The 23195-nt window shown below is 71.2% G+C and carries 21 protein-coding genes and 1 pseudogene; 9 read left to right on the forward strand and 13 right to left on the reverse strand.

Going from position 1 to position 23195, the window contains the following annotated elements; all coding sequences use genetic code 11:
• Positions 1-71: 71 nt before the first annotated feature.
• Positions 72-635 carry a YbaK/EbsC family protein gene (locus QA802_RS06290; protein ID WP_334518776.1) on the reverse strand — a complete coding sequence of 188 codons (564 nt, stop codon included), beginning with the start codon at positions 633-635 and terminating at the stop codon, positions 72-74.
• Positions 636-679: 44 nt separating this feature from the next.
• Positions 680-1255 (reverse strand): helix-turn-helix domain-containing protein, encoded by a 576-nt coding sequence (locus QA802_RS06295; protein WP_319170798.1) that lies wholly within the window; start codon positions 1253-1255, stop codon positions 680-682.
• A 104-nt stretch (positions 1256-1359) separates the two neighbouring features.
• Between QA802_RS06295 and QA802_RS06300 the strand changes: the two genes are divergently transcribed.
• On the forward strand, positions 1360-2217 hold the full coding sequence (locus QA802_RS06300) for a DMT family transporter (RefSeq protein WP_334518778.1): 858 nt from the start codon (positions 1360-1362) through the stop codon (positions 2215-2217).
• 110 nt (positions 2218-2327) lie between these two features.
• Here QA802_RS06300 and QA802_RS06305 read toward each other — a convergent pair whose 3' ends face one another.
• Positions 2328-3092, reverse strand: a complete 765-nt coding sequence (locus QA802_RS06305; protein WP_334518780.1) for an acyltransferase — start codon at positions 3090-3092, stop codon at positions 2328-2330.
• 109 nt (positions 3093-3201) lie between these two features.
• Between QA802_RS06305 and QA802_RS06310 the strand changes: the two genes are divergently transcribed.
• Positions 3202-3732 (forward strand): gamma carbonic anhydrase family protein, encoded by a 531-nt coding sequence (locus QA802_RS06310; protein ID WP_334518782.1) that lies wholly within the window; start codon positions 3202-3204, stop codon positions 3730-3732.
• A 36-nt stretch (positions 3733-3768) separates the two neighbouring features.
• Here QA802_RS06310 and QA802_RS06315 read toward each other — a convergent pair whose 3' ends face one another.
• Complete coding sequence (locus QA802_RS06315) at positions 3769-4425, reverse strand: DedA family protein (protein ID WP_334518784.1); 657 nt, start codon at positions 4423-4425, stop codon at positions 3769-3771.
• A gap of 164 nt (positions 4426-4589) precedes the next feature.
• A complete protein-coding gene (locus QA802_RS06320) occupies positions 4590-6560 on the reverse strand; it encodes an RICIN domain-containing protein (RefSeq protein WP_334518786.1) in 1971 nt (656 codons plus the stop codon).
• A 470-nt stretch (positions 6561-7030) separates the two neighbouring features.
• Between QA802_RS06320 and galU the strand changes: the two genes are divergently transcribed.
• Positions 7031-8083 carry a UTP--glucose-1-phosphate uridylyltransferase GalU gene (gene galU / locus QA802_RS06325; protein ID WP_334518788.1) on the forward strand — a complete coding sequence of 351 codons (1053 nt, stop codon included), beginning with the start codon at positions 7031-7033 and terminating at the stop codon, positions 8081-8083.
• Positions 8084-8156: 73 nt separating this feature from the next.
• Here the strand turns inward: galU and QA802_RS06330 are convergent, their stop codons facing one another.
• Positions 8157-8594 (reverse strand): DUF4442 domain-containing protein, encoded by a 438-nt coding sequence (locus tag QA802_RS06330; RefSeq protein WP_334534354.1) that lies wholly within the window; start codon positions 8592-8594, stop codon positions 8157-8159.
• A 256-nt stretch (positions 8595-8850) separates the two neighbouring features.
• On the opposite strand from QA802_RS06330, the gene QA802_RS06335 reads away from it, so the two are divergent.
• Positions 8851-9894, forward strand: coding sequence for a DUF8017 domain-containing protein (locus QA802_RS06335; protein WP_334518790.1), 1044 nt, complete (start codon positions 8851-8853; stop codon positions 9892-9894).
• Positions 9895-9958: 64 nt separating this feature from the next.
• Here the strand turns inward: QA802_RS06335 and QA802_RS06340 are convergent, their stop codons facing one another.
• From QA802_RS06340 to QA802_RS06350, 3 genes are all read right to left on the reverse strand, one after another.
• The gene (locus tag QA802_RS06340) at positions 9959-10750 is read right to left on the reverse strand and encodes a spermidine synthase (RefSeq protein ID WP_334534355.1); all 792 of its coding nucleotides are present in this window, start codon (positions 10748-10750) and stop codon (positions 9959-9961) included.
• Between the two features lie 322 nt (positions 10751-11072).
• The gene (tuf, locus tag QA802_RS06345) at positions 11073-12242 is read right to left on the reverse strand and encodes an elongation factor Tu (protein ID WP_334518792.1); all 1170 of its coding nucleotides are present in this window, start codon (positions 12240-12242) and stop codon (positions 11073-11075) included.
• 340 nt (positions 12243-12582) lie between these two features.
• Complete coding sequence (locus QA802_RS06350) at positions 12583-13317, reverse strand: DNA alkylation repair protein (protein ID WP_334518794.1); 735 nt, start codon at positions 13315-13317, stop codon at positions 12583-12585.
• 49 nt (positions 13318-13366) lie between these two features.
• Here QA802_RS06350 and QA802_RS06355 point away from each other — a divergent pair, with 49 nt between their 5' ends.
• Positions 13367-14215 (forward strand): TVP38/TMEM64 family protein, encoded by an 849-nt coding sequence (locus QA802_RS06355; protein WP_334518796.1) that lies wholly within the window; start codon positions 13367-13369, stop codon positions 14213-14215.
• A 61-nt stretch (positions 14216-14276) separates the two neighbouring features.
• Here the strand turns inward: QA802_RS06355 and QA802_RS06360 are convergent, their stop codons facing one another.
• Positions 14277-15206 (reverse strand): DUF6807 domain-containing protein, encoded by a 930-nt coding sequence (locus QA802_RS06360; RefSeq protein WP_334518797.1) that lies wholly within the window; start codon positions 15204-15206, stop codon positions 14277-14279.
• The gene (locus QA802_RS06365) at positions 15203-16405 is read right to left on the reverse strand and encodes a Gfo/Idh/MocA family protein (RefSeq protein WP_334518798.1); all 1203 of its coding nucleotides are present in this window, start codon (positions 16403-16405) and stop codon (positions 15203-15205) included. Before QA802_RS06365 ends, QA802_RS06360 begins: the two co-directional genes overlap by 4 nt.
• A gap of 438 nt (positions 16406-16843) precedes the next feature.
• Between QA802_RS06365 and QA802_RS06370 the strand changes: the two genes are divergently transcribed.
• The 3 genes from QA802_RS06370 (at position 16844) to QA802_RS06380 (ending at position 20216) form a co-directional block, all read left to right on the forward strand.
• Positions 16844-17719 carry an undecaprenyl-diphosphate phosphatase gene (locus tag QA802_RS06370; protein WP_334518800.1) on the forward strand — a complete coding sequence of 292 codons (876 nt, stop codon included), beginning with the start codon at positions 16844-16846 and terminating at the stop codon, positions 17717-17719.
• Between the two features lie 818 nt (positions 17720-18537).
• On the forward strand, positions 18538-19680 hold the full coding sequence (locus tag QA802_RS06375; protein ID WP_334518802.1) for a helix-turn-helix domain-containing protein: 1143 nt from the start codon (positions 18538-18540) through the stop codon (positions 19678-19680).
• A complete protein-coding gene (locus QA802_RS06380; protein ID WP_319132147.1) occupies positions 19677-20216 on the forward strand; it encodes a PIN domain-containing protein in 540 nt (179 codons plus the stop codon). Before QA802_RS06375 ends, QA802_RS06380 begins: the two co-directional genes overlap by 4 nt.
• Before the next feature lie 179 nt (positions 20217-20395).
• Here the strand turns inward: QA802_RS06380 and QA802_RS06385 are convergent.
• A pseudogene (locus QA802_RS06385) lies at positions 20396-20937 on the reverse strand (integrase); the annotation flags it as partial.
• 646 nt (positions 20938-21583) lie between these two features.
• Complete coding sequence (locus QA802_RS06390; RefSeq protein ID WP_334518806.1) at positions 21584-21889, reverse strand: hypothetical protein; 306 nt, start codon at positions 21887-21889, stop codon at positions 21584-21586.
• Here QA802_RS06390 and QA802_RS06395 point away from each other — a divergent pair.
• On the forward strand, positions 21888-23129 hold the full coding sequence (locus QA802_RS06395) for a dihydrolipoamide acetyltransferase family protein (RefSeq protein ID WP_334518808.1): 1242 nt from the start codon (positions 21888-21890) through the stop codon (positions 23127-23129). The two genes, QA802_RS06390 and QA802_RS06395, sit on opposite strands and share 2 nt — an antisense overlap.
• Positions 23130-23195 lie beyond the last annotated feature (66 nt).

Below are 23195 nucleotides of genomic sequence, written 5' to 3' on the forward strand. Positions count from 1 at the left end.
GGCCTCAGCCCACCGACGCCCCGCAACCCACGCGCCACGCGCCACCCGGCGACCCGAGCGCGCCTTGGGCCTCAGCCCACGGGCAGTCCGAGTCCCTCGAGCACCACCGCGCCCGGCAGTTCGGCGAACGCCTTGCCCGGCACCAGGAGTTTCCCGCGCCGGCGCCCGCTGCCCACCAGCACATAGGGCAGGTCGACGACCGCGGCGTCCACCAACACCGGCCAGGAGGAAGGGAGTCCGATCGGCGTGATCCCGCCGTACTCCATACCCGTCTCGCCCACCGCCAGGTCCATCGGGGCGAACGAGGCCTTGCGCGCCCCGAGTCGGCGGCGCACGGCACCGTTGACGTCGACCCGCGTCGTGGACAGGACGACGCACGCGGCAAGGGTCGTCTCACCGCCCCGCTTGGCGGCCACCACGACGCAGTTCGCGGACTGCTCCAGCAGCTCGCGGCCGTAGTGCTCGACGAAGGCCACGGTGTCGGCCCACTGCGGATCGGTGTCGACGTGCACGATGTGGTCGGCGGGCACGCCGCCGCTCCAGTGGCGTACGGCGTCGGCGACCGGTCCGGGCAGCTCGTCCAGGCGGTCGGAGGCCGGGGCGGCGGTGTCGAAGTGTCCGATGGGTGCGCGCATTTACCGCACGCTAACAGCCCGCCTCCGGCCTCTCGCCCGGCATCTCAGTGCGCGGGCGGCGGCACCGAAACGGTCAGCACCATCTCCGTCGGCGCCTCACCGCGGTTGGCGTAGGAGTGCGCGGCGTTGGCCTCGAACGTGACGCTCGCCCCCGCCTCGACGCGGTACTCGGCGCCGTCGACGGTCAGCGTCAGCTCGCCGGCGGTGACATGGGCGATCTCGACCGTGCCGGGCGGGTGCGGGTCCGAAGCGCTGCTCTCGCCGGGCATGAGCCGCCAGTCCCACATCTCCAGCGGGCCCGGCGCCTCCGCGCCGGCGAGGAGGCGGCTGTAGCTGCCGGCGTCGGTGTGCCACAGCCGTACCGCCTGGTCGGCGGGGACGATGCGGACCTTCGGGCCCCGTTCGTAGTCCAGCAGGGTGGTGACGCTGATCCCGAGGGCGTCGCCGATCTTGACGACCGTGCCGATGCTGGGGTTGGTGCGGGCCTGCTCGATCTGGATCAGCATGCCGCGGCTGACGCCGGCGCGGGCCGCGAGCGCGTCGAGGGTGAAGCCGCGCTCGGTGCGCCATCGCTTGACGTTGCGCGCCAGGGACTGGGTCAGCAGGTCGAGGTCCGACACGTTCCATCCAGAGGGCGAGGCAATATTTTGAATGACAGAGTTCATCACACTGCACTACGGTGTGGTGTACCCGATCGTCCACCGAACTGTACTGCGAGGAATCCGTGACAGCACTCTTCGCCCTCGCCACCAGCCTGCTGTGGGGGCTGGCCGACTTCGGCGGCGGACTGCTGACCCGGCGCACCCCGGCGCTGACGGTGGTCGTCGTCTCGCAGGCGATCTCGGCGGCGGTCCTCGGCGCGATCGTGATCGCGACCGGCGGCTGGAGCGAGGCCGGTCCCGCACTGTGGTTCGCGGTCGCCGCAGGTGCGGTGGGCCCGGTGGCGCTGCTCTGCTTCTACAAGGCGCTCGCACTCGGCCCCATGGGGGTGGTCTCCCCGCTCGGCACGGTGGGCGTGGCCGTGCCGGTCGGCGTGGGCCTCTACCTCGGCGAGCGGCCCGGCCTGACGCAGATCGCGGGGATCGCGGTCGCCGTGCTCGGGATCGTCCTCGCGGGCGGACCACAGTTGCGGGGCGCGCCCGTGCAACGGCGGGCCATCCTGCTCACGCTCGTAGCGGCCTTCGGCTTCGGCACGGTCTTCGCCCTGATCGCGGAGGCGTCGACCACGGTGACGGGCCTGTTCCTCGCCCTCTTCGTCCAGCGCGCGGTCAGCGTGGCGGTCGGCGGTCTCGCGCTGCACGTCTCCGTGCGGCGGGGCGCCGCCGTCCTCCCGGACGGCGGTTTCCCGTGGCGCTCGCTGCCGGCCCTGGCCTTCGTCGGCCTCGCCGACGTCGCGGCGAACGGCACCTATGTCGTCGCCGCCCAGCACGGGCCGGTCACGGTGGCCGCCGTGCTCGCCTCCCTGTACCCCGTCGTCACGGCCCTCGCCGCGCGCGGTCTGCTGCGCGAACGGCTCCGCGGGCTCCAGGCGGCCGGCGCGGGGCTGGCCCTGGTGGGCACACTGCTGCTGGCGACCGGCTGAGCCACCCACCGGCCGCGGCCCGAATCCCGTCAGCGCGGCCCGATTCCCGTCAGCGTGCCCCGAACGCCGTTGCCGTGCCCGAATCCGGTTGCCGTACCCCGCATCCCGTTTCAGCCCTCGGGCTCCAGCTGGGCGAGGCGTTCCACCGTCTCCTCGTCGAGCTCCGACAGCGCGACCAGCTGGTCCGGGGTGACACCGTCCGGTATCGGCACCGGGGGCGGGGTGCGCAACGGCGGCTGCCAGCCGTCGTCGGGCGTCCAGCGCCGTACGACCCGGGCGGGCGCGCCCGCGACCACGGCGTGGTCGGGAACCTGACCGCGCACCACCGCCCCGGCAGCCACCACGACGTTGCGGCCGATCCGCGCCCCCGGCAGGATCACCGCGCCCGTGCCGATCCAGCACCCGGGGCCGATCTCCACGGGCTCCATCCGCGGCCACTGCTTGCCGATCGGCTCGTGCGGGTCGTCGTAGGAGTGGTTCGTGGACGTCACGTACACGTACGGGCCGAAGTAGCAGTCGCTGCCGATGGTGACGGTGGTGTCGGCGATGACATGACTGCCCCGGCCGAGGACCACGCCGTCGCCGAGGCGCAGGATCGGATCGGGTCCGAGATCGAGGTCCGGCATCAGACCGGCGGTCAGGGTGACCTGCTCGCCGACGATGCAGTGCGCCCCCAGATGGATCCAGGGCTCCCCGAACACCGTGCCGAGCGGGAAGGCGAGCCGGGTGCCCGGGCCCATCGAGCCGAAGCGGAAGTGTCCGGGGCGTTCGGCGGTGACGGAACCCGTGCGCTGCACCCAGGCCCAGCCCGCGTGGACGGCGCGCTGCACGAGGCGGCGCCGCCATGATGAGAACGTGTTCTTGCGCTTGGGCACCCGCTCACCGTACTCAGGGGGCGCCGGGGCCACGGGCCCGCTGCCCTGTGATCTTCACCCCACCGGGTGGCGTACGGTGCGCGGAGAAGACGGACGCGAGGAGACGGTGATGACGCACAGGGCGCTGATCGTGGGCATCGGCGGCAGGGAACCCCAGGTCGACGCGGAGGCGTTCGTGGCGCCGACGGCCTCCGTGATCGGGGACGTGACGCTGGAGGCGGGCGCGAGCGTCTGGTACGGGGCGGTGGTGCGCGGGGACGTGGAAGGGATCACTGTGCGCCGGGACGCGAACGTCCAGGACAACGTGACGCTGCACGCCGACCCCGGGTTTCCGGTGACCATCGGCGAGCGGGTCTCCGTCGGCCACAACGCCGTCGTGCACGGCGCGACCGTCGAGGACGACTGCCTCGTCGGGATGGGCGCGACGGTGCTCAACGGGGCCGTGATCGGGGCGGGTTCGCTGGTCGCCGCGCAGGCGCTGGTACCGCAGGGCATGCAGGTCCCGCCGGGGTCGCTGGTGGCGGGCGTGCCGGCCAAGGTCAAGCGGGAGTTGACGCAGGAGGAGCGTCAAGGGGTCACGCTGAACGGCACGTTGTACGCGGATCTGGCCAAGGCGCACGACGCGATCCACGAGGAGTAGGCGACGGGCCCCGCGCACCGTGCGGGGGGTGTGGCGTCACTCCCCGGCGGTCACCGGCTCCGGCTCGGACGCGGACTCGGGCTGCGCCGTCTGCATCTTCTTGGCCTTGCGCTTGATCACCAGCATCGAGGTCAGGCCGATCAGCACCGCGAGCACCAGCCCCAGCCAGGAGAACCGCTTCAGCCAGGACTCCGCGACGACGCCCACGTAGTAGATGACCGCGGTGGTGCCACCCGCCCACGCGATGCCGCCGAGGACGTTGGCGACGAGGAACTTCCAGTACGGCATGTGCAGGACGCCCGCGAGCGGGCCGGCGAAGATGCGCAGCAGGGCGACGAACCGGCCGAAGAAGACCGCCCACATGCCCCACTTCTCGAACGACCGCTCGGCGGTGGCGATGTGCCCCTCGCTGAAGTGCCGGGGGAACTTCCCGCCGAGCCAGGCCAGCAGCGGACGTCCGCCCTTGCGGCCGATGGCGTAGCCGATGGAGTCGCCGATGACGGCGCCGGCGGTGGCGCACGCGCCGAGCACGACGGGGTTGATGCCGCCGTGCTGGGAGGACAGCAGCGCGGCCGAGACCAGAATGATCTCGCCGGGCAGCGGGATGCCGAGGCTCTCGAGACCGATGACCAGGCCCACCATCGCGTAGACGGCGACCGCGGGCACCGAGTCGAGCCATTCCTGCACGTGCACCGCGGGTTCCTCCCGTTCGACGTCCCTGACTTGCGGGTTCCCGCGAAGCCTACCGGGTCGGCCGGGCCCGGAGCCGTCCGGTGGTACAGCACACCACGGCGTGGATCCGGGGATCCGGGGTGCGCGAGACGGCGGGCCGGGCCGCGGGACTGTCGGCCCGCCGCTCAGCGGCCCAGAGCCCTCGCCACACCGGCGACGACGTGACCCGGCACCCGCTCCCCACCGAGGCGGACGGGAAGGGCCCCGGCAGGCGTGGCGGGGGCAGGCCGACCCCTCGGGCCGTTCGAGGCGTCCGAAGGGTCCGAGGCATCCGCGCTGTCCGACGTGACCGAGGTACCCGACGTGCCCGAGGCGCCGGGGTCGCCCGTCGCGTCGCAGCAGTCCGCCTGGACGATCCTCATGTGGAACTGCGGTGCGGACGGGGTCGGTTCGGCGGGCTCCGGGACGGTGCCGGGGGCGCCGGGCGCGGCGTCGCGCGGGGCGGGTGCGCCCGGCGGCACCGCGGTCTTCGGGTCGGGCGGTTCCTCCGAGCCGCGGGCCTGCGGGCCGGGCCGCCCCGTCGAGGGGGCGGCCGTGTCGAACAGCCACCGCTGTCCGGCGGAACCGTCCCGTGGGGCGACGGCGAGGGTCCTGCCCGAGCCGTCGGCGTCGCGGGCGACCACGAGTTCGTCGTTCCGGCGCAGCAGGAGCTCACCGCGGACGGTCAGGTCGAAGAACGCCTCGCCGGAGTGCACCAGGCAGCCGGCCAGGGCGGTCGTGCGCCGTTGCGGATCGGCGGCCAGGCAGAGCGTCGGGTCGGCGGAGCTGCGCAGCAGACCGTCCTCACCGTACGACCACTGCTGGGTCGCGGCCGGTGAGCATGGAGTGAGGACGATCGCCGCTCCGGTGGTCGCCCGGCCGCCCTGGACGTCGAGGCAGAGGTCCGTGTCCGGGCTGCGCAGCCTGCCGCGCGCGATCTCGGTGGACCGGGAGGCGGACGCGGCCGACGGGAAAGCGGAGGACGAGCGGTCGCCCGAACCGTCCGCGCCGCCCGAACCGCCCTGTGCGACGGCGCCCGGGGCGCTGACGCCGCTGGCCGGCGCGCCCCAGGTGGCCCCGGGTGCGGGGATGCCGGTGTCGTCCGTCCAGCCCCTGGTCACGAAGACGGTCGCGACCAGCGCGAGGGCGGTGAGTCCGGCGCCCACGAGTACGGTCCGGGGTCGCCTGCCGGGCAGGGCGAGCAGGCCGGCCGACGTGGTGCGGTGGCGGCCGGTTCCGGCGAGCGGACGCACGGGAGCGGGCCGGACAGCGGCGCCGGCGGCGGCCGTACGGGCGGGACGCGACTCGAGGTAGCGCAGTGCGCCCCAGCCGAGCACGGTCTCGGCGAGCAGCACGTCCAGTCCGCCGTCGAAGTGGCTGAACTGTTCGGCGGCGTGCCGGCAGAAACGGCAGTGCACGAGATGGTCCCGGACATCGGGCAACAGGGTTCCGCGGCGGCGCAGGGGGACGTCGAGGAGACGGTTGTAGAAACGGCATTCGCTGGACGGTGCGAGTTCCCGGTGGGCGCGTACGCAACCCGCCCGGAATTGCTCCCGTGCCTGTTCCAGGACGGCCGCCGCGGTCACGGCGTCCATGCCCGACAGACCAGCTGGTACGGTTATCGTTTCCGATTCTACCTCTGTGTGCCACAACAGGCATTGGGAGGCTGCCGGAAGCAACTGGAAAGCGCGTTCGGCGAGTTGCCGCCTTTCCGCGGTCACCGGTCGCGCGGCGCGCAGTCCACGACCGCCGACGGTTTTCCGTAGTTCCGGCAGGACGGCGGAAACGCCTTCGGCGCCGGCCCATTCACGCACCGTCTCACGGACGGCGACCAGGAGCTGGGGACGCAGTGCGCCTGTGGTGCGCCCGTCCGCGAGGCGGCCGAGCACTTCATGGAAGGCGGCGGCGGCCACCAGTCGTGCGGTGTCCTCGGTGCCGGCCAGGCAGACGGTCGCGTAGTCGTGAGCGGCCCGCCAGTGCCGGGCGAAGAGCAGGGCGATCGCACGGTGCCGTCCGTCGCCGCCGGCCAGTCGGGCGACGAGCTGGGGGTCGGAATCCCCCGGGATCCAGCCGGGTCGGGGCGGGTGGGGCGGACGTGGGGGGTTGGGGGATTGCACGGAACCAATTCCTTCCAAGCCGACGAACGGCACGGAAGAGGACGTCGTCGGAAAGCAGGTGCCTGACTGGTGCGTACCTTTGGTCCGACCGGGCGCGTTGACCTGATCCGACCCATCCGTAAGGGGAGGCTCACCTTCGCACACGTGCCTCACGGGAAACAAGGAGTTCGAGTGACCCAAGTTCAAAGCGCGGGAATTTCAGATAAGTTACCGGCGGTATCCGCACCCGCTTTCGAAAATTCACCGGACGGCCGGACTCAACTTGTGCACGTGGAAAGCGGGATGGTGCACGAAATCTCCAACTTCGGGACCGTCGCTGCGACCCTGTCCACCCACCCGGGGAGCCGGACCATCGGGAAGCCGGACCATCGGGAAGCCGGAGCGTCCTGGTCCACAGGACCCGCCGGTCCACAGGAATCTCCGAGGCGGCTCCCGGCCTACTCCCATCGCCGTCGGCCAGCATGATCGGCATGAACGCCCCCCGCCCCGCACCCAGCGTCCGCAAAGCCGTCGTCCCGGCCGCCGGTCTCGGCACCCGGTTCCTCCCCGCCACCAAGGCGACCCCGAAGGAGATGCTGCCGGTCGTCGACAAGCCGGCCATCCAGTACGTCGTCGAGGAGGCGGCCGCCGCCGGTCTGGACGACGTGCTGATGGTCACGGGCCGGCACAAGCGGGCCATCGAGGACCACTTCGACCACGCCTTCGAGCTGGAACAGGCGCTCGCCGCGAAGGGCGACACCGTGCGACTGGACGCGGTCCGCGACCCGGCCCGGCTCGCCGACATCCACCACATCCGGCAGGGCGACCCGCTGGGCCTCGGCCATGCGGTGCTCTGCGCCCGCCACCACGTGGGCGACCAGCCGTTCGCCGTCCTGCTGGGCGACGACCTCATCGATCCGCGCGAGACCCTGCTCAGCAGGATGCTCGAGGTCCGCGAGCGGTACGCCGGCAGCGTGGTCGCCCTCATGGAGGTCCCCCCGGAGCAGGTCCACCTCTACGGCTGCGCGGCGGTGGAGCCCTCGGGCGAGGAGGGGGTCGTCCGCGTCACCGGCCTGGTGGAGAAACCCGCACGCGAGGACGCGCCGAGCCGGTACGCGGTGATCGGGCGGTACGTCCTCGACCCGGCCGTGTTCGACGTCCTGGAGCGCACCGGGCCGGGCCGCGGCGGTGAGATCCAGCTGACCGACGCCCTCCAGGAACTCGCGGCAGGCGGCACGGTGCACGGTGTGGTCTTCTCCGGCCGCCGCTACGACACCGGCGACAAGGCCGACTATCTGCGCACGGTCGTCCGTCTCGCCTGCGACCGGCCCGATCTGGGACCGGATTTCACGACCTGGCTCAAGGAGTTCGTCGCGAGCCTGGAGGACACCGAGGCCGAGACCGACACGGACACCGACACCGCACGGGAGCGAAAGGGGGAGCACCAGCGGGCGCAGGAACCGCAGCATCAGCGGGCGCACGAGCATCAGCAGGTGCCAGAGCACGGCCACGGCCAGGAGCCGGCACAGCGCCCGGCGGCATGACCGGGTCGCACCCGGCGCCGCACGCACAGAACGCGGCGGCCGACGGCCTCCGCCGCAGGCATCCGAAGCCGGCTCAGCCGTTGGGGCGCAGGGTCCAGATGACGGTCATCTCGCCGGTGACGGCCCCGTCGGCACGGCGGATCTCGATGGCGACCGGGAACTCGGGGCGCTCCCCCGCGTCGAGCTGCGCGACCACCTCGGCGGCCGGACGGCCCAGGGTGGCGGTGGCGGTGACCGGGCCCATGGCGAGCTTGCGGTAGGCGATCTCGGCGCCCACGGCGAGCGGCACGGCACGGGAGAGCTGGTCGCCGAACGCGGCGAGCACGATCGCGCCGCTGGCGGACTCGCCGAGCGTGAACATCGCCCCGGCGTGCGGGCCGCCCACATGGTTGTGGAACTCGCTCTGGTCCGGCAGGGCGACCACGGCCTTCTCCGGGCCGGCCTCGAGGAACTCGAGGCGGAGGGTCCGGGCCATGGGCACGGTGGCGGCGAGCATCTCGCCGATGGACATCTGGTCTGCGCTCATACACCGAGGTTACCTACGAGTAGCTTCGGCTGGCCAGACCGGTGTGACGAGCCACGCACGCCCGGCCTCCCGGTGGCCCGGACGACATCCGGGCGCCTCCGGGGCGCGAGCTCCCGTCACCGCAATCCGGGAGTTCACGGACACCGCCTGCGTGATTCAGCCAACGGAAGCCGGATTCGGTACCTCCCTGACAAGGGGCGGTGACCGAATCGTGTCCTGGACGGCACTAGGGTTTCTGGCCATGTGGCCAGGACAGCAGCCGCCCGGGGGAGAGCCGAACCCGCAGGCGCAGAACAATCCGTACCAGCAGCCGGGATACCAGCAGCCGGGATACCAGCAGCCGAATCCGTATCAGCAACCCGGTTACCAGCAGCAGCCCAACCCCTATGCCCAGCAGCCCCAGTGGGGCGCCCAGCCGCCGACGGTCGTGTCCCCGCCGCCCGGCGGCAACGGCGGGCCCGGGGGCGGAGGCAAGCGGACCAAGCTGGTCGCGATCGTCGCCGCCTCCGCCGTCGTCGTGGCCGCCGGAGTCACCGGCTTCCTCGTGCTGGGCGGCGGTGACGACGAGAAGACCGACGTGACCAAGAGCAGCCCGAGCCCCACGACCTCCACGTCCGCCTCGGATTCCGCCTCCGCCGGCACGGACGACAACCCGCGCAGCAACGAGACCGAGAAGCCGACCGTCGCAGGCTGGAAGGTCGTCGTGAACCCCAAGTGGGGCCTCGCCTACGACGTGCCGGCCGACTGGGAGGTCCAGTCACCCGGTCTGAGCCAGGGCTTCGAGTGGGAGGACAAGAAGAAGTCCGACGGCTACGACCGGATCCTGCAAGGGGGCACGGCGGAGTTCAAGTCGAAGTGGTGCTCCACGGACTCCGACAAGGACGGCAAGACCGAGGACACCGCGCTGGCCGTGGTCGGCTCCAAGGGCGCCGAGGGCGCCAAGACCACCGACGAGATCGCGATCAACACGCCCGCCTGGTGGGTGTTCGGCGGCTACACCGAGCCGGACAAGAAGAGTCTCACCTTCGACAACAAGGCCACCGCGTTCACCACCGCCTCGGGCATCAAGGGCAGCTACGCCTGGGCCCGGTCGACGAACACGCCCCAGAAGGGCAAGTGCGACAGTGACGGCAAAGCGATCACGTTCGGCTTCAAGAACTCCAAGGGCGACTTCGTGTCCTGGAACCTGTACGGAGCCAAGGGCGTGAAGGACGAGCTCCCGACCGCCACGATCATGCAGATCCTCAGCACCGTACGCCTGCACGGAACACCGACGCACAACTAGCCAGGACCTGGCCGGCCGACGGGAGGACGCGCGGTGGCCGGCGGAGCGGCGCGAGTGCCGTCGGTCAGCCGATGCCGAACGCGCCCTCGGGCGGCTCGGGCGACGGGACGGCGTCCTCGTCCCGCACCGGCTGCGCGTCCCCGATGAAGCGGCGCAGGCCGGGGCCGTGCTCGACGCGGGCCGGGAAGGCGTCGGAGGCCGTGCGGCGGGCCAGGGCCCTCACGTCGAGCGGACGGTGCGCGGCGGCGAGCACCGCGTTGCCGAACCGGCGGCCGCGCAGCACGGCCGGCTCGGCGATGAGCACCAGCTCCTCGAACACCGCCGCCAGGCTGGCGAGTTGGGAGCGCAGAAAGCCGAACGGCGCCGAGTCCGCGAGGTTCGCGAGGTAGACGCCGTCATCGCGCAGTACGCGTCCGGCCTGCCGGGCGTAGGTCAGGGTCGTCAGCGCGGCGGGGACGCGCGAGCCGCCGAAGACGTCGGCGACGAGGACGTCGGCGCAGTCGTCCGGCGCCGCCTCCAGCCAGGCCCGCGCATCGGCGGCGTGCAGGGCGATGCCTGCCCCGGCCGGCAGGGGCAGGCACTCGGCGACCAGGGCCAGCAGGCCGTGGTCGAACTCGACGACGTCCTGCCGGGAGCCGGGCCGGGTCGCGGCGAGGTACCGGGGCAGGGTGAGCGCGCCGCCGCCGAGATGCAGCGCGTCCAGCCGCCGCCCCGGCTCGGCGACGGTGTCCAGGACGTGGCCGAGGCGGCGCGCGTACTCGAACTCCAGATGGGTCGGCTCGTCGAGGTCGACGTACGACTGCGGAGCGCCGTCGACCGTCAACAGCCAGGCCCGGTCCCGGTCGACGTCCGGCATCAGCTTGGCGACGCCGTGGTCGACGGCTCGGGTCACGGGTACGGGCTCGTCGTTCGCCCGGTGGTTCACCTGCTCGTTCACGGCCCCATTGTGCCGGGGCGACCACGGCGCGCCTCCGCGGTCCCCCTCCGCGCCCGCCCGACCACGGCACACGTCCACGGTCTCCCGACTCGCCGCCCGACCACGCGCACGTCTACGCTCCCCCATCGCGCCCGGCGGGCCGCGGCGCGCGTCCACGCCACACGTCCGCGGCCCACCCGGGCCGGGCGGGCCGCGGCGCGCGTCCACGCGTCCACGGGTCCGCCCGGCGCGTGGGCCGTGCTCACAGGACGGCTGTCACCGTGCCCGCCGCGACCGTCCGCCCGCCCTCGCGGACGGCGAAGCCGAGCCCCGGCTCCAACGGGACCTCCCGGCCCAGTTCGACGGTCATGGCGACCCGCTCACCGGGCCGCGCCACGGCGGTCTCCCCCAGGTCCACGTCGCCGACGACGTCCGCCGTGCGGATGTAGAACTGCGGCCGGTAGCCGGTCGAGAGGGGCGTGGCACGGCCGCCCTCCCGCGTCGACAGCACGTACACCTCGGCGGAGAACCGGCGGCGGGGCGTCACACTGCCGGGGGCGGCCACCACGTGCCCCCGGCGCACCGCGTCGCGCGGCACACCGCGCAGCAGCAGCGCGACGCTGTCGCCGGCCTGCGCCTCGTCCATGGGCTTGCCGAACGTCTCCAGACCCGTCACCACGGTGTCGACGGCCGCGCCGAGCACCTCGACCCGGTCGCCGACCCGCACGGTGCCCCGTTCCACCGCCCCGGTGACGACGGTCCCGCGGCCGGTGATCGTGAGCACGTTCTCCACGGGCAGCAGGAACGGCGCGTCGAGATACCGCTCGGGCAGCGGCACGTAGGTGTCCACCGCGTCGAGCAGCGCGTCGACCGACGCCGTCCACCGCGGGTCGCCCGCCAGCGCCTTCAGCCCCGACACCCGGACGACGGGCGCGGCGTCGCCGCCGTAGCCGTGCTCGGTGAGCAGGTCGCGGACCTCCAGTTCGACGAGGTCGATGAGCTCCGCGTCCCCTGCGTCGGCCTTGTTGAGCGCGACCACGATGTGGTCGACGCCCACCTGCCGGGCGAGCAGGACGTGTTCGGCGGTCTGCGGCATGATCCCGTCGAGCGCGGAGACGACGAGGATCGCCCCGTCGAGCTGCGCGGCTCCGGTGACCATGTTCTTGACGTAGTCGGCGTGACCCGGCATGTCGACGTGCGCGTAGTGCCGGGTGTCGGTCTCGTACTCGACGTGCGCGATGTTGATGGTGATGCCGCGCGCGGCCTCCTCCGGGGCGCGGTCGATGCGGTCGAACGGCACGAAGGCGCCGGTCCCGCGGTCGGCGAGGACCTTGGTGATGGCCGCGGTCAGGGTGGTCTTGCCGTGGTCGACGTGACCCATGGTGCCGATGTTGAGGTGCGGCTTGGTCCGCACGTAGGCGGTCTTGGGCATGGCTGTACCTCGAAGCGTGTCCGTAGGAGTTCCAGAGGAACGCGGACCCCGGGTTACTTCCCGACCCTCCCCCTGCGGGGTCCGCCGGACGATCCGGAGAGGGTCAGCTTCGGGCGCCGTCGACAGCGGCCGGGAAAGGCGGGACGGCAGCCTTCGGGGCATCCGCGACGGCGGACGCTGCGAGGAGGAAGGCGTACCGGAACATGTCGTCGATCATCGCGGACGGCTCGTTCGGTGTCGAAGGGTTTTCGGCGGGCCCCGGTGGGACCACCCTCGATCGCCGCCCGTCAGCCGGCCTTCAGCGGCCGCCCTCAGCGCTCAGGCAGCGCTCGGTCAGCCTTCAGCCGGCAGGGACGTCGCCGATGTTCTTCAGCGCCTCGCGCACGCTCAGCGGCGCGAACCTGCCCCGCTCGCGGGCCAGGAAGGCGCGGACGGCCTCCGGGCCGGTCTTGGCGTACTCCCGCAGGCTCCAGCCGATGGCCTTGCGGACGAAGAAGTCGGGGTGCCCGGACTGGCGCAGACAGTACGCGAACAGACGGTCCGCGTCCGTGCGGTCCTTGTAGGTCAGCTGGTGGAGCAGGGCGGTCCGGGCGACCCACAGGTCCTCGTCGGCGATCCAGGCGTCCATGTCGGCGGTGAGCCGGTGATCGGCCGCGACGAGGGCGCCGACCACATGGGCGGCGAGCAGGTCCACCGTGTCCCACCAGGACGTCGTGGCGACGAGCCGGCGGGCCGTCGGCAGAAAGGCGGAGGACAGGCGTCCCGCGTGCCGGCGCAGGTAGTCGACGGCGAAGTAGTGGTACTCGCGCTGCGGCAGCGCCCAGCAGCGCAGGGCGATCGCCGCGCAGTCGTCCTCGCCGGGGCGCGGGGTGCCCGCCAGGACCGTGCGGGACAGGGCCCGCCGGTCGGGTGTGGGCAGGCCCAGGAACGGGGCGACGTCCTTCATGTACGCGCGCATCGCCGCCGCCCGGGCGGGGTCCGCCGCGGCGCCGTAGACGGTCGTCAGCCGCTCCAGCACAGTGTCGGCGAGATCACTGTCCGGCACGCCGGGAGCGCCCGCGCTTGTGACGGTCATGAAACGCACCATACGGCGATCACCCATCTCCTTCGGCTACTGTCGCTGGATGCTCGATGCCACCACCCGCTCTGGCGGCACCGCCACGGCCCCTCCCCGGGCCATCGCCCCGGAGCTCGCCGTCCCCGCCGCCCCCGCCGTCCCGCCCATCGTCACGGGTGTCGTCACGCCCGCCGTCCCACCCGTCGTCGCCCGCGTCACGGCTCAGGTGCCCGTGTCCGGCCGTTTCGCCGCGCGCTGCACGGCAGTGCTGCTCTCGCCCTGGTCCCGCCTCGCTCTGCTGGTCGCGCTGCTCGTCGCGGCCGCCACGAGCGTGCTGCTCTTCGAGCCGCAGAGACTGCTCGCGGACGGCTGGCCGCCGCAGTTGGGCGGTCCCTCGGCGGCCGTGGTCTTCGCGGTGGCGTACGGGCTGTGCACGGTGGCGTTCGTGCCGAAACCGCTGCTGAACCTGGCCGCGGGCGCGCTGTTCGGCTCGCAGTGGGGCCTCGCGGCGGCGCTGGCGGGCACGGTGCTGGGGGCCGGCACGGCCTTCGGACTGGGCCGCCTGCTGGGTCAGGAAGCCCTGCGGACGCTGCTGCGCGGACGGCTGCTCACAGCGGCGGACGGGCAGCTCAGCCGGCACGGCCTGCGCTCGATGCTGGCGGCCCGACTGTTTCCCGGAGTGCCGTTCGCGGCCGCCAACTACTGCGCCGCCATCTCGCGGATGAGCTGGCCGTCCTTCCTGATCGCGACCGCGCTCGGCTCGGTCCCGAACACCGCCGCGTACGTCGTGGCCGGGGCCCGCGCCTCCTCCCCCACCTCACCGGCCTTCCTGATCGCCCTGGGCTGCATCGCCCTGCCGGCGCTCGGCGGCGCGGCGGTCGCCTGGCGCAAGCGGCACCACCTGCGCCGCGCCTGACCGGTTGACCGGGTGACCGCCTGCGCGACCGCGACGCCGCCGGGAGATCCCGGCTACCCCCTCACCAGGGATGCTCCTCGAGGTACTTGGCGATCTCCGGCCGCTCCCAGGCGCCGTCGGCGACGACGACGCGATAGCGGCGCGTGAGCGTATCGCCGGGGGCGAGCTCCAGTTCCTCGAAGAACGCCCAGGACGGGGCGATGCCCGCGAAGGGCTCGTTACGGACGAACCAGTGGGCGGGGTGCGCGCCGCGGGCGCCGTCGTGATCGTTCTCGGGGGCGTGCGCGAAGACGACGGTGGCGTGGCCGTCGGTGCCGTCGTGTTCGCCGGACAGGGCGAGCCAGGGGCTCTGCGAGGCCATCAGCCCCGGCCCTTCCCCGTGCGGGCCGATGATCCGGCCGTCCCGGAAGGCACGCGGGCCGCGCCAGAACAGGCCCGTGTAGCCGGCCATCTCCCGCCCCGCGGTGGTCGGGCTGCCGAAGCGCAGCGGCTCCTCCCGGCGGTTGACGACGGCGCTCGTCCAGGTCAGTGCCCAGGAGCCGGAGGCGCGGTCGACGTCGTGCACCTCGATCCGGCGCGACTCCTGCGCCCACAGCTCGCCGCTGTGCGGCCGCCAGTCCAGGCGCTCGGCGATCACGACCCGGCCGTCCCCGACGGCGACCTCGTCGAAGCCCGTGTGCGTCATCGAGCCGACCCGCTCGGGCAGCTCGAGATAGCCGTCGCCGTGGACATAGGAGTTGCCGCCCCACAGGTTGGCCCCGGAGAGATGGGAGGCGGTCAGCGACAGTCCCTTGTGCCAGCGGTGGTCGTTCGGGCGGTAGTCGGTGACGACGTCGCCGGCCAGGGTCCGCATCGGGTGGATGTACGGCTTCGGCGCTTCCCACGCGGCCTCCGGCCGGTAGACGTAGGCGAGCAGTTCCACGCCGGTGGCCGCGTCCGTCACCGTGACGCGGTCGCCGTGCGCGTGCACGAGCCGCAGCTCCCCGGTCATGCGGGCACCTCCGCCTGCGCCGGGTCCGGGGCGGCGCCCGTACCCGTACCCGTGTCCGTACCCGTACCGGGTGCCCAGCCCGGGGCGCCGCCGTGCAGCGCCGTGTAATAGGGGTCGCCGGGCCCGATCTCGCCTCTGCGCACGGTCGTGTCGGTGAACGCCGACTTGTACAGCGCCGTGACCAGTTCGAGGCTGGTGCGCCCGTCGGCTCCGCTGCTGCGCGGCCGGCGGCCCGCCCGCATGCTCGCGACCAGCTCCCGCAGCTGCGCGAGGTGCGAACTGGGGACGTCCGCCCCGAAGTCCTGCCAGACCGCGGCCTCGTCGTCCGGCACGCCGGGGGCGGGGGTGACGCGCCAGTCGGCGTTGGAGTGACCGTAGAGGTGGGTGAGCTCGACGGTTGCACGCTCGCAGTCGACGCGGATGCGGCTGACCTCGTCGGGGCTCAGGACGCTGTTGACGACCGTGGCCAGGGCGCCGCTCTCGAAGCGGACCAGCGCCGTGGAGACGTCCTCCGTCTCCACGGCGTGCACGAGCCGGCCGGCCATCGCGCGCACCTCGCTCCACGGGCCGAGGAGGTCGAGCAGGAGGTCCATCTGGTGGATGCCGTGGCCCATGGCCGGGCCGCCGCCCTCGGTCTGCCAGCGCCCCCGCCAGGGCACGGCGTAGTACGCGGTGTCGCGGTACCAGGTGGTCTGGCAGTGCGCGACGAGCGGCCGTCCGAGGGCCTGCTCGGCGAGCAGCCGCCGCACGTGCCGCGTCCCCGAGCCGAAGCGGTGCTGGAAGACGATCGACGAGTACGGGCCGCCGTGCGTGCCTTCCTCCGCCTCCACCGCCGCGTAGTCGGCAAGGGTCGGCACGGGCGGCTTCTCGCACCACACCCAGGCGCCCGCCCGTAGCGCGGCCACGCTCTGCTCGCGGTGCAAGGTCGGCGGGGTGCAGATGGTCACGAGGTCGGGGCGCTGCTCCGCCAGCATCCGCTCCAGATCGGTGTAGGCGTGCGGGACGCCGCCGTCGTCGCAGAAGGCCTGGACCGCGCTGGCATCGATGTCAACGGCCGCCACGACCTCGGTCTCGCCCTCGGCGGCAAGCTGCTGGAGGGCGGACAGATGGGAACCGCGGCCGATGGCGCCGGCGCCGACGACGGCGGCCCGGATACGGCGGCCGTCGAGCGGGATCCGTGGCGGAGTGGAGGGGGACATGGACGTGATCAGCACTCCTGTGACGTGCGGCCGTTCAGCCGGGCGGGCCAGCGACGAGCGGGAAGCGGGCAGTACACGTGCACAGCAAGCGCTTTCCCGTCCGCAGCAACGTATGCGGCGGCCGGGCGGCCGGTCAACCATGCGAACCCCGTCCCGGCGGCGGTCCGAGGCGGGACGGGCCGGCATGGACGGCAGGAGCGGCGCCCCCGGACCACAGTCGCCCACGTCACCCGTATCACCCGGATCGCTCGCATCACCCGCATCACCCCCTTCGCCCGCAACGCTCGCATCACCCGCAACGCCCCTTCGCCCGCGAAACCCCTGTGAACGAGGCGGCACACGGGACCGCTACGCTTCCTTTGCACAGTCTTGAACCAACGGTCACGGCGGCCCGCCGCCGCCGCCTCTCTCCGATCGGCACTTGGACTCCGTAACCTCATGTCTTGGTTTGAATCCCTCGTCCTCGGACTCGTCCAGGGGCTGACCGAGTTCCTCCCCGTCTCCTCCAGCGCGCACCTGCGGCTGACCGCGGCGTTCTCCGGCTGGAAGGACCCCGGCGCCGCCTTCACCGCGATCACGCAGATCGGCACGGAAGCCGCGGTACTCATCTACTTCCGCAAGGACATCGGCCGGATCATCGCGGCGTGGAGCCGGTCGCTGTTCGACAAGACGATGCGCAGGGACCACGACGCCCAGATGGGCTGGCTGGTGATCGTCGGCTCGATCCCGATCGGCGTCCTGGGCGTGACCTTGAAGGACCAGATCGAGGGTCCGTTCCGCGACCTGCGGATCACCGCCACCATGCTCGTCGTCGTCGGCATCGTGATCGGCGTCGCCGACCGTCTCGCGGCCCGGGACGAGACGGGCGGCAAACACCGCGCGCCCAAGCAGCGCAAGACCCTGGAGGATCTGGGCGTCAAGGACGGCCTGATCTTCGGCCTCTGCCAGGCCTGCGCGCTGATCCCCGGCGTCTCGCGTTCCGGCGCCACCATCAGCGGCGGCCTGTTCATGGGCTACAAGCGCGAGGCCGCGGCGCGCTACTCGTTCCTGCTGGCCATCCCGGCCGTGCTGGCCTCCGGGGTCTTCGAGACGAAGGACGCGCTGGAGGGCGGCCATGTGGCGTGGGGGCCGACGCTGTTCGCTACCGTGATCGCCTTCGCGACGGGCTACGCGGTCATCGCCTGGTTCATGAAGTTCATCTCGACCAAGAGCTTCATGCCGTTCGTGTACTACCGCGTGATCCTCGGTGTGGTGGTGATTGTGCTGGTCAGCATGGGTGCGCTGAGCCCGCACGCGGGCGAATCCGGCGGCTGAACCAGGGCCGCGCAGGTAGCGCTGTCTAGCATTTCCTAGCGCCTGATTGCAGCACCACGCCATGATCATCTCCCACTTGTCTCCCACCTGGGAGGCGGGATACGCCCTCTTAGGGCGTGTGCGTCCGCAAAGCTGAGATGAAACGGAATGGCCCGCACGGCAAGCCGTGCGGGCCATTCCGTACAGAGGGTAAAGCGGGTCAGCTGAGGTTCATGTCCGGCCCAGGCCGCGACCCTCGCCACGAGGAAACGCAGCCGCTCATCCACCGTGTCCCAGGCATCGCCGGTGAGGGCGTCCAGCGCTGCGGCGGCTGCGAGGATGAGCCGGCCGAGGCGCGCTTCCACGTCCTCCCACGTGTGCGTCACCTTGACTGCCTCACCGTGCGGACCCGTGCCCAGTGCCCCGTATACGGCGATGGCTGTCAATGTCCGAAGTCGTCTGCACGGGTGACCAGCGCGTTCGTAGTCGAGTGCACGGGAAGTTCGGACGAGCGCGACCGTCGCCGACCTCAGCCGACGCGCGTGCAGAGGACTTCGGACATCAGTGCAGACGACTACGGAATCCGACAGTTCGTCAAGCAGGCCGGGCTGATCGAGTGGCGCGGTGGCGGATCAGAGGTGTGGGAGCACTGAATCGGTCCGCCAAGCCGAGACAGGCATGCCACTGTGCGAGTGACAGCCTGACGAAACACCTCTTGCGCCCCTGGCGTCCCACATGGTCTTGAGCTGCAGTTTTTACGCTAGACGCCGATCGTTTTATGCAGGTGAGAGCCGCCGCAGCCTGTTTCGATTTTCGAAAAATCCGGGTACCCTGGAAGCATGCCGAACGAGGAAGAAGCCCTACAGAACCGCGTCCGGTCACTCATGGATGGCGCGGGAATGAACCAGTCCCAGCTGGCCGAAGCCATCGGCATCTCGAAGCCGAAGATGTCCCTGTCTCTCGGCGGGGATCGTCACTTCTCTACCTATGAGCTGGCAGCTATCGCGGAGCAGTTCCATACCACCGTGGACTATCTCCTCAGCGGGAAACAGCCGCCGACACCTGCGCTGGCCGCCCGCGACGACTCGCACGAGTCACCGGCGTGGGAGGTAGCAGTCAAGCGCGCCGAGACCCTCGACGAGACCGAGGCCGCGCTGAACGATCTCGGCATCGCTCAAGTCATCTCACCGCTCACCAACTGGGAGCGCCCCACGCTCAGCGGGCTAGCGATCGCCGACGGTCCGGCGCTGGCTGAGGCTGCACGTGCCCTTCTCGCCGATGACTTCCGTGCCGACATGCCCGGCGCGATTGAAGCCGCCTTTGGTATCCACGTCACTGCTAAGACGTTCGGCCCCGGCTTCGACGGCCTCTCTTGGCGGAGCGGGGACTGCCGCATCATCGTGATCAACACTGATGCCGCCTGGAGCCGCCAACGCTTCACTCTGGCTCACGAACTGGAACATCATCTGGCGGGCGACGTTGACACGGAGGGTCTCCTCGTCGACAGGGACGTGATGTCGACGCGCCACCGCATCCCGGAAATGCGCGCCAATGCATTCGCTGCCGCGTTGCTGATGCCGGAGCAGGAGATCCGGGAGCGGGCCAAAGATGCAGTGACGCCGACGCTGTTCGCGTCCCTAGTCGGCGAGTTCCTCGTCTCCTCGGACGCACTGGCTTGGCGACTTAAGAACCTAGGCCTCGTCGATGACGCTGAGCGGGGCAGGCTCGCCCGCATGTCCGCAGCCGAGGCTGCGCGAGAGGGCGGCTGGGAAGACCGCTACTTCGAGCTGGTCAAACACCAGAGCAGGCAGCGGCTGCCAGAGGCACTCGTGGAGCGTTCTCTGCGGGCATTCGTGGCTGGCGACATCAGCGCGCAGTGGCCAGCGCGCGTCCTTGGCTGCGATGCGGACTTGCTCCATGAGGCGTTGGACGGAGCGGCGAGCGAGGTGGCCGAGGACAAGGAACCGGTGTTCACTCCGTGACGATCTTGGTGACCGACGCCTGCTCTGTGATCAACTTTGCCGCGTCAGGCGATATGGACGTGCTCAAATCCGGCCTTTCAGTGCGCACGCCGCGTTGCACGCAGGCCGTGGATGCCGAGCTACGCAAATGGGTCCACAACTTTCCGGGACTGCGGCCTTTGCTCGATGAAGGCTGGCTCGGTGAGCCAATCGAGCTCACCCGGGTGGAGGACCGGACAGACGTCGGTCGCATCCGTACCGCGCTCGGCGGTACTCGCAACGAGCCGACCCTCCATCTGGGAGAGGCCGAGTCCATCCACGCGATGCTCACGCGAGTCGAGCTCGCCGGGGCGGTACTGCTGACCGACGACCGGGACGCGAGCCGTATGGCTGGCCGCCGCAGCCTCACATTTTGGGACACCACCCGATTGCTCGCAGACATCCACTTCAGCGGGGATCTGGAGTGGGACGAGGCGCAGCAGATCCTTCAGCGGATGGACCAAGCAGACCGCGGGGTCCGCATACCCGCGAGCTACCAGGAATTCATACAGGGCTGATCGACGGTCCTACAGGTCTCAATGCTACGGCAGGGAGGGAGGCGGTGCGGGGGAGGTTGAAGGGCCCGTTTCCTGTCTCCCGGTACGCGCCTCCCCTGCCTCCCTCGCCTCCCCCAACCGGCATACCTGCAGGTCACTACGGGGAGGCATCAGGGGGAGGCCAGGGGGAGAATTCCCTCAGATAGGAGAGCGTCGGCCTGGGAGCGCAGGAAGTCCGCCCACGTGCTGAAGGCCCGCTCGGCGCCGGGTCGACGTCGGCCTCCTTCAAGATTTCCCAGACCGCAGATGCTGCCACCTTCACCCCCGAGTACGAGCAGCTCACCGTGCAGGCGCCGATAGCCCCACCTTGGATTTTCCCTGGCCAGGCGCAGCACCAGCGCCCGGAGCGCACGGTGCGGGGCCGGCCTCCGCGCTTCGGCCGGGACTGGGAAGCGTGTCGGCGGGCGATGACGTTGCGGTGCCAGCGCAGTACCGTGTCCGGCCGCACCAGCAGCCGCATCCGGCGCAGCACTTCCCGTGGCAGGCCATGGAGGAGCGACGCCAAAAACGCCCGGTCGCTCGCGTGGAACCGGACCTGCTGCCCGTTCAGCTGCCGTTCCAGAAGGCCGATCTGGTGGCGCAGTGCGAGGATCTCGGCATCTTTCTCCCGGTCGCTCATCGGCAGCAGTCGCAGCATCGCGAACGCGTTCGTCACACCCAGGTACGCCAGTCTCAGCAGCACCATCGATCATCATGCCGCGCCAAGCGGCGCCGCGCGATACCGGCGACTCGGTCTGCCTCGGCCAACGCCCAAACCCGATCCCACCTGCGTGGACGAGGTATTCGGCAAGGGCACCGCTCGCAGTGCCGTACAGGCGCAGGTTCATACGTTCTCCACAGTGGATCGCGCGGTCTGGTCGGCCGGGCCCGGGGTCCCGGCACGGAGGCCGGGGCGAGGAAGGCGCTGAAGGCCCAGGGTCGTGAGGAGAACGAGCGGAACCGGCTGGCCAAGGAAGCGCGCCGAGGTGACTCATCGGTACACGAACGAGACTCGACGCGGACACCGATAAGACGCCGACTGATGCCGGTGCACCTCTTGGGTTCTGCGCACGTCCTCACCGTGTCTCACGCACGCCCCGACAGTGCAGCACTGGCGTCGCACGCAGAGCCTTCGGAGGACTCACCTGTGCAGAGATGTCGGGTGGCGTCTCCCAGGAGACACGACCGGGGCACCACAGGGACGCCGTTCGTACTTCGCTGCGGCTCTTCTGGAAGGCCCGGTTGGCGCTTCCGCCACCTGCTGGGCTTGGAGATTCCGGCCGCATTGCGGCGTTGATCGCGGGCCAAACGCCTCCACCCGCCGCTTCAGCGGCGTGGCCGTCAGCGCGCTACTGGTAGACGGTGGTGATCGGCGTGGAGACGCTGGCTCCGCTGCTGGGGGCGGCGTAGGAGATGGTCCACACGGCGGATGTCTTGTTCGGGTAGCCGTACAGGTAGCCGCCGTTGTCGCAGCCGTAGTTCAGGCGCTGTCCCGCCAGCGTCGCGGTGCCGCCCCCGGCGAACGAGCAGTGAGCGCCGTTGGCCAGGACGAGGATGATCGGTTCGATGTCGGGTCCGCCCGGCATGTGGTTGTTGTTGCCGGGAAAGCCCTCAGCGACCGACAGCTCGACCATGCGGTCGGGGGCTCCGTCCATGCACAGCGCGCTGGTGTCCGAGGGATCGGAGTCCGGGGAGAAACACGGGTCAAGGATCCGATCGCCGGCGGTACAGCGCCAGGCGTCGGTGCGCATCGTGGATTCGGCGGTCCCGAAGCAGGAGCCGCTGGCCCGGTCGGTGATGGTGATGCCGGTTGCCGGGGTACCGCCCGGTGACCAGGGACCGCAGACCCCCTCGGCCGGCACCCAACTGCCCTCGCCCGACACGACCTCAGAGCTTTCCGGGGTGCGCGGCTCCCCGCTGGCTCGCACGCTCGCCGCTCAGCACGGCATCGCCCTGGCGGCCCTCACCGGTAGCGGCCCCGGCGGGCGCGTGGTGCGCGCGGATGTGGATGCTGCGGTCAGCGCGCTCGACGGTCGGCCCGATGCCACCAGATCGTCCACCGAACTTGCCCCGCCCACGCCCGTGACGGGGACGGCCAGCAACGCGGTCGACGACAGCGACGATGTAGTACCGCTGAGCACGATTCGCCGCCTCACCGCCCAGCGCCTGACGCAGAGCACGCAGCAGGCACCACACTTCTACCTGACCACCGTCATCGACGCCGACGCCCTGCTGGCCCTTCGCGCCCAGATCAACGAGCGCCTCGACGATGACGGCCCCCGGATCAGCCTCAACGACCTGCTCATCAAGGCGTGCGCAGCAGCCCTCCGTAACCACCCGCAGGTCAACTCCTCCTGGGACACGACCCGGATTCTGCGTCACGGGCGCGTCCACATCGGAATCGCCGTCGCCACCGACGACGGGCTGATGGTCCCGGTTCTGCACGACGCCGACCGCAAGACCCTGACCTCGATCGCCCGCGAAGCACACGACCTTGCGGGCAAGGCACGTGCCCGGCACCTATCGCCTGCGGAGCTCAGCGGCGGCACGTTCACCATCAGCAACCTCGGCAGTTTCGGCATCGACCACTTCACCGCCGTCATCAACCCGCCCCGGGCAGCAATCCTCGCCGTCGGCGCCGCACGGCCGCAGCCCGTCGTCCGCGACGGCGAGCTCGGTGTGGGCACCATCATGGCTGTGACCCTGTCCGTCGACCATCGCGTCCTGGACGGAGCCACCGCAGCAGCCTATTTGGCCGATCTCAGAGGACGTTCGCGTCACTTATGTGACGCTTCATGGGGGTTCGCTCCTGCCGGAATTCGCGTCGTACAGGCGAAACAGGTAGTTTGCGGCCGCAGTCGCGTCGGTGCTGATCTCGCATTTCGCGATGGTTAAAGCCGATAGCTCCTGTCCGGTTCGAATACCTTCTGAAAGACGGCTTTTGCCTCGCTCGATCGAGCG

Origin of the sequence: Streptomyces sp. B21-105 (assembly GCF_036898465.1) — a bacterium.
GTDB lineage: Bacteria > Actinomycetota > Actinomycetes > Streptomycetales > Streptomycetaceae > Streptomyces.